The 12,586-nt window shown below is 46.0% G+C and carries 12 protein-coding genes and 1 rRNA gene (1 of these 13 running past the window's edge); 3 read left to right on the forward strand and 10 right to left on the reverse strand.

The window, feature by feature from the left end:
• A 16S ribosomal RNA gene (locus tag NIT04_RS13855) occupies positions 1-109 on the reverse strand; it reaches 1,443 nt to the left of the window's first position.
• Positions 110-689: 580 nt separating this feature from the next.
• Positions 690-1,562, reverse strand: a complete 873-nt coding sequence (locus tag NIT04_RS13860; protein ID WP_252504132.1) for a nucleotidyltransferase-like protein — start codon at positions 1,560-1,562, stop codon at positions 690-692.
• Positions 1,563-1,730: 168 nt separating this feature from the next.
• Here NIT04_RS13860 and NIT04_RS13865 point away from each other — a divergent pair, with 168 nt between their 5' ends.
• Complete coding sequence (locus NIT04_RS13865; RefSeq protein ID WP_252504133.1) at positions 1,731-2,102, forward strand: YgzB family protein; 372 nt, start codon at positions 1,731-1,733, stop codon at positions 2,100-2,102.
• 41 nt (positions 2,103-2,143) lie between these two features.
• Here the strand turns inward: NIT04_RS13865 and perR are convergent, their stop codons facing one another.
• The 3 genes from perR to bcp form a co-directional block, all read right to left on the reverse strand.
• Complete coding sequence (gene perR / locus NIT04_RS13870; RefSeq protein WP_252504134.1) at positions 2,144-2,587, reverse strand: peroxide-responsive transcriptional repressor PerR; 444 nt, start codon at positions 2,585-2,587, stop codon at positions 2,144-2,146.
• A gap of 115 nt (positions 2,588-2,702) precedes the next feature.
• On the reverse strand, positions 2,703-3,647 hold the full coding sequence (locus tag NIT04_RS13875) for a D-2-hydroxyacid dehydrogenase (protein WP_252504135.1): 945 nt from the start codon (positions 3,645-3,647) through the stop codon (positions 2,703-2,705).
• Between the two features lie 15 nt (positions 3,648-3,662).
• The gene (gene bcp / locus NIT04_RS13880; RefSeq protein ID WP_252504136.1) at positions 3,663-4,142 is read right to left on the reverse strand and encodes a thioredoxin-dependent thiol peroxidase; all 480 of its coding nucleotides are present in this window, start codon (positions 4,140-4,142) and stop codon (positions 3,663-3,665) included.
• A 126-nt stretch (positions 4,143-4,268) separates the two neighbouring features.
• Here bcp and NIT04_RS13885 point away from each other — a divergent pair, with 126 nt between their 5' ends.
• Both NIT04_RS13885 and NIT04_RS13890 read left to right on the forward strand, forming a co-directional pair.
• The gene (locus tag NIT04_RS13885; protein ID WP_305880108.1) at positions 4,269-5,573 is read left to right on the forward strand and encodes a glutamate-1-semialdehyde 2,1-aminomutase; all 1,305 of its coding nucleotides are present in this window, start codon (positions 4,269-4,271) and stop codon (positions 5,571-5,573) included.
• A gap of 94 nt (positions 5,574-5,667) precedes the next feature.
• Positions 5,668-6,750 (forward strand): aromatic acid exporter family protein, encoded by a 1,083-nt coding sequence (locus tag NIT04_RS13890; protein ID WP_252505114.1) that lies wholly within the window; start codon positions 5,668-5,670, stop codon positions 6,748-6,750.
• 39 nt (positions 6,751-6,789) lie between these two features.
• On the opposite strand, the gene nikC is transcribed toward NIT04_RS13890, so the two are convergent.
• From nikC to NIT04_RS13915, 5 genes are all read right to left on the reverse strand, one after another.
• Positions 6,790-7,686 carry a nickel transporter permease gene (nikC, locus tag NIT04_RS13895; RefSeq protein ID WP_252504137.1) on the reverse strand — a complete coding sequence of 299 codons (897 nt, stop codon included), beginning with the start codon at positions 7,684-7,686 and terminating at the stop codon, positions 6,790-6,792.
• Between the two features lie 17 nt (positions 7,687-7,703).
• Positions 7,704-8,708 (reverse strand): ABC transporter permease, encoded by a 1,005-nt coding sequence (locus NIT04_RS13900; RefSeq protein ID WP_252505115.1) that lies wholly within the window; start codon positions 8,706-8,708, stop codon positions 7,704-7,706.
• 135 nt (positions 8,709-8,843) lie between these two features.
• The gene (locus NIT04_RS13905) at positions 8,844-10,469 is read right to left on the reverse strand and encodes an ABC transporter substrate-binding protein (protein WP_252504138.1); all 1,626 of its coding nucleotides are present in this window, start codon (positions 10,467-10,469) and stop codon (positions 8,844-8,846) included.
• A complete protein-coding gene (locus tag NIT04_RS13910) occupies positions 10,466-11,479 on the reverse strand; it encodes an ABC transporter ATP-binding protein (RefSeq protein ID WP_252504139.1) in 1,014 nt (337 codons plus the stop codon). The genes NIT04_RS13905 and NIT04_RS13910 overlap by 4 nt, the downstream gene beginning before the upstream one ends.
• On the reverse strand, positions 11,451-12,473 hold the full coding sequence (locus NIT04_RS13915) for an ABC transporter ATP-binding protein (protein WP_252504140.1): 1,023 nt from the start codon (positions 12,471-12,473) through the stop codon (positions 11,451-11,453). Before NIT04_RS13915 ends, NIT04_RS13910 begins: the two co-directional genes overlap by 29 nt.
• Positions 12,474-12,586 lie beyond the last annotated feature (113 nt).

Raw genomic sequence — 12,586 nt, forward strand, 5'->3', positions numbered from 1 at the left:
CCCGTCCGCCGCTAATATCAGGGAGCAAGCTCCCATCAATTCGCTCGACTTGCATGTATTAGGCACGCCGCCAGCGTTCGTCCTGAGCCAGGATCAAACTCTCCATAATAGAGAAATTCGAGTAGCTCGAGTTTCTTGCTGGCATCATTTAAGATGTCAATTTTGAATCCGAAGATTCGTTTTGTCTTTTCACCGACAGAGTCGGCTACAAGACTTTATTTGTTGACGTTTTGCTGTTCAGTTTTCAAGGTTCGTTTTACTTCTCTTGTTTCGCTTCTTCAAAAGCGACTTCTCTAATCTACCATCGTTACTCTGTAGAGTCAAGAGCTTTTTTAAATTAGTTTTTAAAACTTGTTTCGAAGCTAAGTAACTAACTCCCTCAGCGACGTTTACTATAATAGCATGGGTTGTTTTCATAAGTCAACACTAAAAACGAAAAAACTTATTAACGCTCTAAATTCGTAGAATGCGCTTGATTTGATTGAATAGGGAGTTCCGTTGATTGAAGTGAAAGGCGGTGACTCTTGGGAAATTCGCGAACGTGTTTGCGAGCACAAGCGTAGCGTTGCGAGCAATATTTTTTGCGACCTTAAGGGAGCAAGATATTGCAGGATGACTTAATTTCTGCAAAAGGCGCAGAAATTAAGGCCAATCGGACTCTTCGTTGTCCGACTGGCTCAACGCCCCCGTCAGTCCTCTGGGTCTACACGGTAGTCTCTATGAAATACATATTCATTTTTCGATTCACTTTCCACGATTTGAATAAAACCTTTTTCAACTAAAAACTCAACGAGCACTTCTAGATTGATCGAATACATCTGTAACTCCTCATGCTCATGAAGCTCCTGGATTGTCCATGTCTCTTTCGTCGACATGACGTCCATAATATGTCTTGCTCCGTCCAGCGTGCGGTTATGAATGAAGAATTCACTTGCCAAGAATAGAAGCTCTAATCTTTTCTCTATTGGCTCCTCGCTCATGATCAGTTCCTCATATAGTTTATAGATTGCCGGATCGATCTTTTTCACTTGGGACCATACAGTCACTTCAGGAGCGAATCCCTTTTCAATGACGGTGAGCCTTGCAAGATGATGAAGGGATTGGATTGCATGATGATACGCATCCATATAGTTTTGCTGTTCAAAAAACATTTTTCCTTCCATATACACTCTTACTAATCTCGACAGCTCGAGTCCCATTTTAATCTTCCTACCATAGAAGGGATATTCCTTCAGCTCATTTTTCAACCCTTCGACAAATTCGTTGCGATCGAAGAAGATCTTTCCATAGAAGAGCCAATCGACGACTTTTCTTCTTGTTCCGAGCAACAGCCATTTCCTCAGCTGTTTCTCACTGATGACATGCATGGCAGCTTTCCCTGTACCGTCTGTATAATGTTTTGTATATATGGGCGTTTCTTCATTAGATGTAATGATAAGCATGATTTCATCAAACGTGTCTGTTATCGGATCGCCTGCACCCCTTTTTTCAACGAGAATGACACCTAGTGTTTCAGGCGAGCTAGCGCGTTCTTGGTAAATCGGTCTAAGAACCTGTTCCATTATGACACCTCCAATTCTATTTGTTCGACGCAGCTTCTCAAAAACCCTTCATTCAAAAATCGTAAAATATGATGATAATGGAATTTGTGCTATATTGATTGAGGAGCGTTCAATTCATTTCTTTAGATGTTCCCCTTTCATTACATTTCATTCTAAGGAGGATTACGGATGAAACCTTATAAAAATAAAATAAACCGGATCCGGTCATTTGCGCTATCCCTTATTTTCATCGGGGTCGTCATTATGTATCTTGGCATATTCTTCAGAAACAATGAAATCATTATGCTGATATTCATGATCCTTGGACTTCTAGCCATTCTCGGCAGTACGGTTGTTTACGCTTGGATTGGAACGTTATCGACGAGGGCTGTGCAGATCGTCTGTCCAAATTGCGGCAAAGCGACTAAAATGCTTGGCCGGGTTGATATGTGCGGACATTGCAGAGAGCCACTCACGTTGGACCCTACATTGGAAGGCAAGGAATTCGACGTAGCTTATAACCGTCCAGCGAATAAAAAAGGCTCGACAGAAAAGAAATAAGAAAAAACCGGTTCCGTCTTTCAACCTCGGAACCGGTTTTCTTATTCTGCTTTATTGGCGCCTGATGCACATTCAGGACATGTTCCATATACTTCAAGACGATGTGAATTCACTTCGAAGCCCGTAACATGGGAAGCAAGATGCTCGACTTCCTCCAGCCCGGGATGATGGAAGTCTACGATTTTGCCACAGTTATCACAGATGATGTGATAATGATCATGTGTGACGAAATCGAAACGGCTCGAAGAATCTCCATATGTTAGTTCCTTTACAAGCCCGGCATTCCGGAAAACACGCAGATTATTATATACGGTCGCAACACTCATATTTGGAAAATCAGCTTCGAGCGCTCTATATATTTCATCAGCTGTTGGATGCGTCTCGGAAGAAATGAGAAATTCTAAAATGGCATGCCTCTGCGGTGTAATACGAACACCGCTCTCCTTCAATGTGACAAGCGCGTCTTTCAAGAACACTTCAGACATCGCCAACACTCCAATCCATAAAGATTACTTCTTTATAATCATTATAATTAGTTTACTGAAGAAAGGCATTTTTGTCAACTAAAGTGCTGTCCCTCGGGACGAAGCAAGACCTGATTTAATACCCTTTTTCCGGGTCGATCAAATTGGTCAAGTTCTTATCCCCGCTTTGCCACTTCTCCAGGTTTTCCGTGAAAAACTCGAGCGCTCTCTCAATATACTTCCCGGAATGGCTCGAGACATGCGGAGAAATTGTTACATTCGGCAAAGACCATAGCTCGCTTTCCGCTGGCAACGGCTCTTTCTCAAATACATCGAGGACCGCATGCCCGATTGCTCCGTCCTTCAAAGCTTCCACAAGAATGGATTCCTTCACGAGGTCTCCCCTGCCGAAATTCATGAATACCGCTGTCTCCTTCATCGCTTTGAAATGGTTCTCTGTCAGCAAGCCTCTCGTTTTTTCTGTACTAGGCAACACAGAAATGACAATGTCGGCTTCCGGAAGTCTGCTTGTCAGTCCGCCAAATTGAATAGTTTCATCCATAAATGGTGCGGAGTTTCCCGAATGATTGCAGCCGATCGTCCGGACGCCGAATGCTTGAAGCAACCTTCCGATTTCCGATCCAATCGCTCCCGGTCCAAGAATGAGGGCTGTTGACCCGCGCAATTCCGTTTGACGCACTTTCGTATTCCATTCTTTTCGTTTTTGCTGCTCAGCTAATATAGGAAGGGCACGTCCAAGGGCCAAAATATGTGCTAGGGCCGTTTCAGCCATCGGTGTTTTATGGATTCCGCGTACATTGCTGACCACTATCCCTTTTTCCGCAATTTCAGCTAGCGGCATCTTTTCCACTCCCGCAGAAGCGACCATTAGCCATTTTAGTGACTTTGCCTCGTCCAGCACCTTCGTGGTGATATCTTCTCCATAGGTGACTATGATTTCAAATTCATCGATTGGCCCTTCATCGATTTTCCGCTTGAAGCAAAATTCGATTCCTGGAAAATCGCTTTCCAATTGTTTCATCTGATCATCTTTTATCTTGAAGGTGAATAAAACATTCATCCGCCCCGCTCCCCCTTACGCCTTCTTCGTCAATTGCTCCAATGTTGCAAGCGCTTCTTCGATATGCCCCTTCACTTTCACTTTCCGCCATTCCTTCACAACTGTCCCCGTAGGATCGATCAGAAATGTGGAACGCTCAATCCCCATATACTCCTTGCCGAACATTTTCTTTAATTTCCATACGCCATACGCTTCCGCCGCTTCATGATTTGCATCCACCAACAATGAAAATGGCAGTCCTTGCTTTTCGATAAATCGTTGATGTGATGCTTCATTATCCGGACTGACTCCTAAAATGACAGCATTCAGGTCGCTAAAGCTCTCATAGGCATCCCGGAAATCACATGCCTGCGTTGTACAGCCAGGAGTAGCATCTTTCGGATAAAAATAGAGGATGACATACTTCTTCCCTTCAAAATCACTTAGAGAAACGATTTCACCATTTTCGTCAGGCAATGTAAATTGCGGCGCCTGCATACCTTCCAACTTTTCCATAGCGATCCCTCCAACTCTTTCTTACCCCAATCGTACCGGACAACCGATATAGTTTCAATTTCTTTGGCGTATCCACACAAGTTTGTTTAAAATGGTATATGTACCGATTTGAACGGAGGAATTGAAATGAACAGAACTAATTCAGAACTAATTTACAAAGAAGCTTGTGAACATATCGTTGGAGGAGTGAACAGCCCTTCTCGTGGATATAAAGCGGTCGGCGGAGGAGCGCCTACAGTGATGGAGCGTGCGGAAGGCGCTTATTTCTGGGATGTCGATGGCAATAAATATATCGATTACTTAGGTGCATACGGCCCGATCATTACCGGCCACGCACACCCGCATATCGCGGAGGCGATTACGAAAGCCGCCACGACCGGGGTATTGTACGGGACACCGACGAAGCATGAGGTCAAATTCGCTAAAATGCTGAAAGAAGCAATCCCTTCCATGGATAAAGTCCGTTTCGTCAATTCAGGGACCGAAGCTGTCATGACGACAATCCGAGTTGCACGCGCCTTCACCGGAAGAACGAAAGTGATGAAGTTTGCGGGTTGCTATCATGGACATTCAGACCTTGTCCTCGTAGCTGCAGGATCTGGTCCGGCAACGTTAGGCACCCCGGATTCAGCTGGAGTCCCTGCTTCCATCGCGCAAGAAGTGATCACGATCCCATTCAATGATCCAGATGCATATAAGGAAGCAATGGAAAAATGGGGAGATGAATTGGCTTGTATTTTAGTCGAACCGATCGTTGGGAATTTCGGCATTGTCGAACCTAATGAAGGATTCCTTCCACTTGTCCATGAACTTGCGGAAGAGAAAGGCGCACTTATCATTTACGATGAAGTGATCACGGCCTTCCGTTTCCATTACGGCAGTGCTTCAACGTTACTTGAAACGACACCAGACCTGATCGCCTTCGGGAAAATCATCGGCGGCGGTTTGCCGATCGGAGCATATGGCGGCAAGAAAGAGATCATGGAGACTGTCGCACCGCTCGGACCTGCTTACCAAGCCGGAACGATGGCAGGAAACCCCGCCTCTATGCTATCCGGCATCGCTTGCTTGGAAGTATTGCAGCAACCTGGCATCTATGAAGAAATGGATCGCTTAGGAGGAATGCTGGAAGATGGCATCCTTCAATTAGCGGAAAAGCACGGCATTACGTTGACGATCAATCGTCTCGGCGGTGCGATTACATTATTCTTCACGGATGTGATCGTAGAGAACTATGAGCAGGCTGAACAGACAGACGGAGAGATTTTTGCGAAGTTCTTTAAACTGATGCTCGAAAACGGCGTCAACCTCGCACCGTCCAAGTATGAAGCTTGGTTCCTCACAATTGCGCATAAAGAAGAGGACATCATTCATACACTAGAGGCGGTAGACCGTTCATTCAAAGAACTTGCGTCTAAGAAGGATAGTTGACCTATTGGAAAAGATAGGGTAAAGTACGGAAAACGCCTCATTTTCGAAAGAGGCGCATTTTATTTTGAATACCTTTAGTAGAAAGGATAATCATATGAAACTTGGCGCCCGCATCTTCAAAACGGGTATAGCGATTGTTGCCGCATTGTTTCTGGCGGAGATGCTCAGCTTGCCGAATCCAGTTTTTGCAGGCATTGCGGCCATCTTTGCGATTCAACCATCCATTTACCGATCATATTTGACTATAATCGAACAGATTCAAGGTAATCTGATCGGTGCCATTACGGCCATCACCTTTGTGTTAGTGTTTGGACATCAAATTGTGACTGTCGGATTTGCAGCGGTCATCATCATCCTCATTATGCTGAAGTTGGGGCTTGAGAAATCCATATCCTTAGCTTTAGTGACGATGATCGCCATCATGGAAATCAAAGGGGATGCATTCCTGTCCTTCGCCCTCCTTCGATTTGTCACTATGGTCATCGGGGTCCTCTCCGCCTTTGTCGTCAACTTGCTGTTCATGCCTCCGAAATATGAAACAAAATTATTTCAAGCAATCCATCAAGCCCAAGATGAAATAATCCGGTGGATTCGGCTTGCGGGCAGGCAGGCTTCCGAACATATTGCAACAAAGAAGTCATTGGCAAAATTGAAAGATCGGCTTTCAAATGTCGATCAGCTCTATTCACTATATAAAGAGGAACGGAGCTACTTTAGAAAAAGCTCGCGGTCAAAGGCGAGGAAGCTTGTCATATACAGACAGATGATTGCAACGTCAAAAAGCAGTTATGAAGTGCTGTCCCGGCTTCATAAATATGAAAATGAATTGATCAATCTGCCCGAGCATTTCCGTATGATGATCCAGGAACGGCTCGACGCATTGCTCACTTATCATGAACAACTCCATCTGAAATTTGTAGGCAAGCTGAAAGCCGATAGAATGACGGAAAGCTTGAACGAGGAATTCATCCAACGACAGGAAGTCATGGATATTTTCGCGAAGGAGATCGCCATCACAAAAGAGGAAGAAGAGTTTTCCGCCTATCACCTCCTCCACGTCCTCTCTTCGTTGCTTAACTACGAAGAACAATTGGAGTATCTAGACCGGCTGATTGTCTCCAATCAACGCAGGCACGGACATAAGGTGAGCAATGAACTGGAAAATGAGATTTATTAAAGAAACCATCCTTGGACAATGTGCCAAGGATGGTTTCTTTCAGTTTTTCATTTTTGGATCGAGGGCGTCCCTCAGGCCGTCGCCCATCAAGTTGAAACCTAGAACAGTCAGCATGATGGAAAGTCCAGGGAAAATCATCGTCCATGGAGCGGACTGTAAATAGGACTTCGAATCGGCGAGCATTTTCCCCCATTCAGGCTGTGGCGCCTGTGCACCTAATCCGAGAAAACCGAGTGCAGCCGCTTCAAGAATAGCAGTTGCAACGGCTAGCGTCCCTTGCACGATGACGGGGGCCATTGAATTCGGAAGGATATGCGAAAATAAAATCCGTGCATCCTTCATTCCAATCGCCTTGGCCGCCATAATATATTCATCTTCCTTGATGCTCAATACTTTGGACCGTATCAAACGCCCGAAATTCGGAACATTGATAATGGCGATGGCGATCAAGGCATTCTCTAGCCCTGGTCCCAATACAGAAACAATCGCAATGGCTAGCAGGATTGATGGAAATGCGAGCATAATATCAAAGATCCTAGATATGATCGTATCTGTCCACCGACCGTAATAGCCTGCCACGATCCCTAAAAAGCTGCCGACGATGACCGAGGCGATGACGGATAGGAACCCGACCGAAAGCGATATTCTCGCACCGTGGATAATGCGTGACAGTATATCCCTGCCGAAATCATCCGTTCCAAGCCAATATTCTGCTGAAGGCGGTTGGAGCCGATCGGCCGCCATTTGCTCATTGATGCCCTCCTTTGCAATGAGAGGGCCAAAAATGGCAAGAAGCACAAAAAAAAGGATGATGATCATTCCGGCAACCGCCACTTTGCTCTTCGTGAAACTTCGCCAAGCTTCCCGCCAAGGACCTGTCGTCCTTTCAATTTCTGATTCAACAATTCCATCCATTTTAGGCGTAAATTCAGACATTCCGCATTCCCCCTTCCTCAGTCATATTTAATCCTCGAATCAATCAGACCATAGAGCAAGTCGACGATCAGGTTGATCATGACGAAGATGAAGGCGACAACGAGAATCCCTGATTGGATGACGGGGTAATCCCGGAAGTTGATCGCATCGTATATATACCGCCCGATGCCCGGCCAAGCAAAGATCGTTTCGGTTAATATGGCGCCGCCGAGCAGCATCCCCATTTGTAGACCGATGATCGTCAACACTGGAATGACGGCATTTTTGAACGCATGCTTGTAAACGACCCAAAACATTTTCTGCCCCTTCGCCCGAGCAGTCCTAATGTAATCGGAGCGCATTACTTCAAGCATGCTTGAGCGCGTCATCCTTGCAATGATCGCCATCGGTATCGTCGCCAATGCGAGACCTGGCAATATGAGGTGGCGTAGCACTTGCCAAAGTTGATCAAACCGACCTTGGATGATCGTGTCGATAATATACAGATGAGTAATGGCATTGACCGGATCCCTTACCTGCTCTCTCCCGGTTGTAGGCAGCCAGCTGAATTCAATGGCAAATGCCCATTGCCCTAAAAGCCCCAGCCAAAAAATCGGCATCGAAACGCCAACGAGCGCCAAAATCATCGCTATGTAGTCAAACCATGAATTTTGGAACCATGCCGATACAATACCCGCGTTGACCCCTACGATAATAGCGATCAATATTGCAAAAAAAGCGAGCTCCATCGTTGCGGCCAAATGCGGCCATATTTCATCGGCGACCGGAAGCCGGGTGCGCATCGACTCTCCGAGATCCCCTTGTAAAATCCCGCCTAAATACTTGAAGAATTGAATATACCACGGTTGGTCCAACCCCAACTTCGCGTTCATCGCGGCGACTGCTTCTGCCGTCGCCTGCTGCCCTAAAATGACTTGAGCCGGGTTGCCGGGAATCGCCCGAATCATCATGAAGACAATGAAAACCATACCGAGAAGTACAGGTATTAACTGCAACAACCTTCTGCCGACGTAGCTGAGCATCTCTTTCACCTCAAATCTCATTCATTCGGATACCGATAAACTTCACTTTCGTCAGTCAATGAACAAAATAGGAAAAGGGGGAAATCGAACGACTCCCCCCTTACTGGTCATTGCAAAGTGAAAAAAAGTGGACCATCATTTGAATTCTACGTTCGATAACAGATCAGAACCAGTCGGGTGCGGAACGAACCCAGTTAAATCCTTAGCTGCTGCAAGAAGTGGCGTAGAGTGTGCGATTGGTACCCAAGGCGCCTCTTCATGAATAATTTCCTGAGCTTTCCTATACAGCTGGATACGTTTATCTTCATCCACTTCCGTTTGTGCTTCGATGAAAAGATCGTGCATTGCATCATTTTTGAAATACGTATAGTTATTGCTGCCGATATTATCTTCATCTAACAGAACGTAGAGGAAGTTGTCGGCATCCCCGTTATCCCCAGTCCAGCCTAGCATGAAAGCATCCGCTTCCCCTTTGCTCGCCTTATCGAGATAAGTAGGCCACTCATACGAAACGATTTTCGCCTTAACGCCGATATCCGCCAAATTGCTTTGGATCACTTCGGCAACTTTTGCGCCGTCAGGCATGTATGGACGCGGAACAGGCATTGCCCATAGTTCCATTTCAAAGCCGTCCGGATATCCCGCTTTCGCCAGAAGTTCCTTCGCCTTTTCCGGATTGTACTCATAAGGTTCAATATCATCGTTGTAACCTGAAATGGAAGGTGGCATTGGGTTTTTAGCGATGTTTGCTCTTCCTTCGAAGAAGGATTCAATGATTGTTTCCTTATTGATTGCGTAGTTCATCGCCTGACGCACTTCTTTCTTATCAAAAGGAGGGCGCGTCACCGTCAAACCGAGATAGCCGACGTTCATGGATGGACGTTCAATCAATTGCAAATCTGCATTCCCTTCAATCTTTTCACCATCAGCAGGATTAATGCCGTCCGCAAGATCGATTTCCCCAGCAATTAATGCATTCAGACGTGCGGAGTTGTCCGGGATGGAACGGAATATGACTTTATTTAATTTCGGCAATCCTTCTTGCCAATAGTCATCAAATTTTTCGATCGTAATCGATTCATTCGGTTTCCAATCAACAAATTTGAATGGACCTGTACCGACAGGGTTCCTTTCGAACTGATCGTCGCCTTTTTCAAATGCAGTCGGGCTTGCAATGGCGAACATGCTCATCGCAATATTTTTCAAGAACGGAGCCTGTGGACGTTTCAACTTGATGATGACCGTGTGATCCCCGTCAGCTGTGACAGATTCGATGACATGGCCTTCATCCCCCTTGAAACCGCCGAACATGGAGTTGTAATATGGAAACTTTTCCGCGTCGCCGTTCGCCCAGCGTTCGAAGTTCTTAACAACGGCATCGGCATTGAAATCCGTTCCGTCGTGGAATTTTACGCCTTCCTGCAATTTGAATGTGTACGTCAAGCCATCATCCGTATTCCACTCTTTTGCAAGGCCTGGTTGTACTGACGTATCTTGCTCGCCGAAATTCAACAGCGTTTCATATAGATTGACTGTCACTTTGAATGTTTCGCCTTCCGTCACCCTTGACGGATCAAGCGAAGTGGAGTCGCCGCCGCGACCGAACACTAATATATCCTGCGTGTTGCCGCTTCCACTGCTACTGTCACTGTTACTATTACCGTTACTGCTACTGCTCCCATTACCGCCACATGCAGCGAGCACAGTTGACAGGACCAGCAACAGCATTAACGCAGCTGACCACATTCTCTTTTTATTCATAGAGACCCCTCCAATTGTTTTATATCATTGTCGACCTGGCTCACATAAAGATGGCAGGCGACAGAATGACCGGTAGTTTGTTCCGATAGATGCGGTGTAACTTTAGTGCAAATGTCCATTTTGAATGGGCAACGTGTATGGAATGTGCACCCGGTTGGCGGGTCAGCCGGATTCGGGATGTCTCCCTCTATGATGATCTGCTCCTTCTGAAAATCCGGGTCCGGGACGGGCACAGCGGATAATAACGCTTGCGTATAAGGATGCAGCGGTTTTTCGTAAAGCTGTTCACTATCCGCAACCTCCACCATCTTCCCTAAATACATGACAGCGACACGATCGCTAATATGCCGGACGACTCCGAGATCATGTGCGATGAAAATATAGGTGAGATTGAACTCCTTTTGGAGATCTTGCATAAGATTCAATACTTGCGCCTGGATGGATACGTCCAACGCCGAAACGGGCTCATCTGCAATGATGAGCTTCGGATTCGTCATTAATGCGCGCGCAATGCCGATCCTCTGCCTTTGCCCTCCGCTGAATTGATGAGGATAGCGCTTCGCATGGTAGGCATTCAATCCGACAATTTCCAAAAATTCATGTACCTTCTTCTTCCTTTCCTTCGGGTCCGAAACGCCATGGACAAGGAGAGGCTCCTCCAAAATCTTGCCTATCGTGTGGCGTGGATTCAAAGAGGCGTAAGGGTCCTGGAAAACCATTTGGATATCACGGCGCGTTTTTCTCATCTCTTCATGGGTTAATGAAGTAAGATCTTTCCCGTCAAACTCGATCTTTCCGGCAGTAGGTTCGAGCAAGCGCATAAGCATGCGTCCTGTCGTCGATTTTCCGCAACCGCTTTCACCGACGATTCCTAGCGTTTCCCCTTCATTTACGAAAAACGACACGTCATCGACGGCTTTCACATGTCCGACTGTCTTGCCGAACATCCCTTTTTTCACCGGAAAGTGCTTCTTCAAATTTTCAACTCTTAATAAAGGCGTTGTGGCCATCCGACTTCACCCTCCCTTCGTCATATAGGAAACAACGGGTCTGATGGACATCCGCTGTTTCATAAAGCTCTGGGTTTTCCTGAAAGCATCGGTCGAAAGCAAATTCGCATCGAGCCGCGAATCTGCAACCGCTGGTTATGGAGCCGGGCTTCGGAACATTCCCCGGAATGGAATGAAGTCGATCCTTTTTAAACCGCATATCCGGCACAGACTGGATCAGCCCTTTCGTATACGGATGCTGGGGATCTTCAAAAATGAGTTTCGTCGGGGCTTCCTCGATGATTTGCCCTGCATACATGACGATGACCCGCTCACAACTTTCGGCGACAACTCCAAGATCATGGGTAATCAATAATATGGCAGTCCCTAATCGGACATTCAAATCTTTCATCAACTTCAATATTTGCGCTTGGATCGTCACATCGAGCGCAGTTGTCGGCTCATCCGCTATTAATATTTTAGGATTGCAGACAAGCGCCATCGCAATCATCACCCTTTGCCGCATACCGCCCGACAACTGGTGCGGGTAGTCCTTCAGCAAGGCATCCGCACGTGGCAAGCCAACAAGCTTCAACATCTCAATCGCCCTTTGCTCAGCCTTCTTTTTCGACCATCCCTTTTCGTGAATCAAGATTGCTTCGACCATCTGATTGCCGATTGTAAACAACGGGTTCAACGAAGTCATCGGCTCCTGAAAAATCATCGCTATGTCATTCCCGCGAATTTGCCTCATCTCTTTTTCAGACAGGCCAATCAGATTGCGTCCGTTGTACACAATTTCCCCGCCGGTAATTTTCCCTGGCGGACTTGGCACAAGTCCCATTACAGATAAGGAGGTAACACTTTTTCCGCATCCTGATTCCCCAACGATCCCTAAAATTTCGCCATCCCGGAGATGAAAATCGATGTGATCAACCGCCGGTACATTTCCGGAGTCTGTGAAAAAGGTAGTCTGCAAGTCTTTTACCTCGAGGATTTTTTTCCTTTCATTCATCAGATCACCTTTTCGTGTTATATGTTTTCAGAAACATTAAATTATATCTATTATACTTTCTATTAGGAAAAAGGCAATATACAATTTTAATAGAGTAAAGATGTGTTGGTATA

Source organism: Sporosarcina sp. Marseille-Q4943 (assembly GCF_943736995.1).
Lineage (GTDB): Bacteria > Bacillota > Bacilli > Bacillales_A > Planococcaceae > Sporosarcina.

Excerpts from the sequence above, each read along its gene's own strand:
- NIT04_RS13860 (WP_252504132.1), bottom strand. The coding sequence starts at position 1,562 with ATGGAACAGGTTCTTAGACCGATTTACCAAGAACGCGCTAGCTCGCCT.
- NIT04_RS13865 (WP_252504133.1), top strand. The coding sequence starts at position 1,731 with ATGAAACCTTATAAAAATAAAATAAACCGGATCCGGTCATTTGCGCTA.
- perR (WP_252504134.1), bottom strand. The coding sequence starts at position 2,587 with ATGTCTGAAGTGTTCTTGAAAGACGCGCTTGTCACATTGAAGGAGAGC.
- NIT04_RS13875 (WP_252504135.1), bottom strand. The coding sequence starts at position 3,647 with ATGAATGTTTTATTCACCTTCAAGATAAAAGATGATCAGATGAAACAA.
- bcp (WP_252504136.1), bottom strand. The coding sequence starts at position 4,142 with ATGGAAAAGTTGGAAGGTATGCAGGCGCCGCAATTTACATTGCCTGAC.
- NIT04_RS13885 (WP_305880108.1), top strand. The coding sequence starts at position 4,269 with ATGAACAGAACTAATTCAGAACTAATTTACAAAGAAGCTTGTGAACAT.
- NIT04_RS13890 (WP_252505114.1), top strand. The coding sequence starts at position 5,668 with ATGAAACTTGGCGCCCGCATCTTCAAAACGGGTATAGCGATTGTTGCC.
- nikC (WP_252504137.1), bottom strand. The coding sequence starts at position 7,686 with ATGTCTGAATTTACGCCTAAAATGGATGGAATTGTTGAATCAGAAATT.
- NIT04_RS13900 (WP_252505115.1), bottom strand. The coding sequence starts at position 8,708 with ATGCTCAGCTACGTCGGCAGAAGGTTGTTGCAGTTAATACCTGTACTT.
- NIT04_RS13905 (WP_252504138.1), bottom strand. The coding sequence starts at position 10,469 with ATGAATAAAAAGAGAATGTGGTCAGCTGCGTTAATGCTGTTGCTGGTC.
- NIT04_RS13910 (WP_252504139.1), bottom strand. The coding sequence starts at position 11,479 with ATGGCCACAACGCCTTTATTAAGAGTTGAAAATTTGAAGAAGCACTTT.
- NIT04_RS13915 (WP_252504140.1), bottom strand. The coding sequence starts at position 12,473 with ATGAATGAAAGGAAAAAAATCCTCGAGGTAAAAGACTTGCAGACTACC.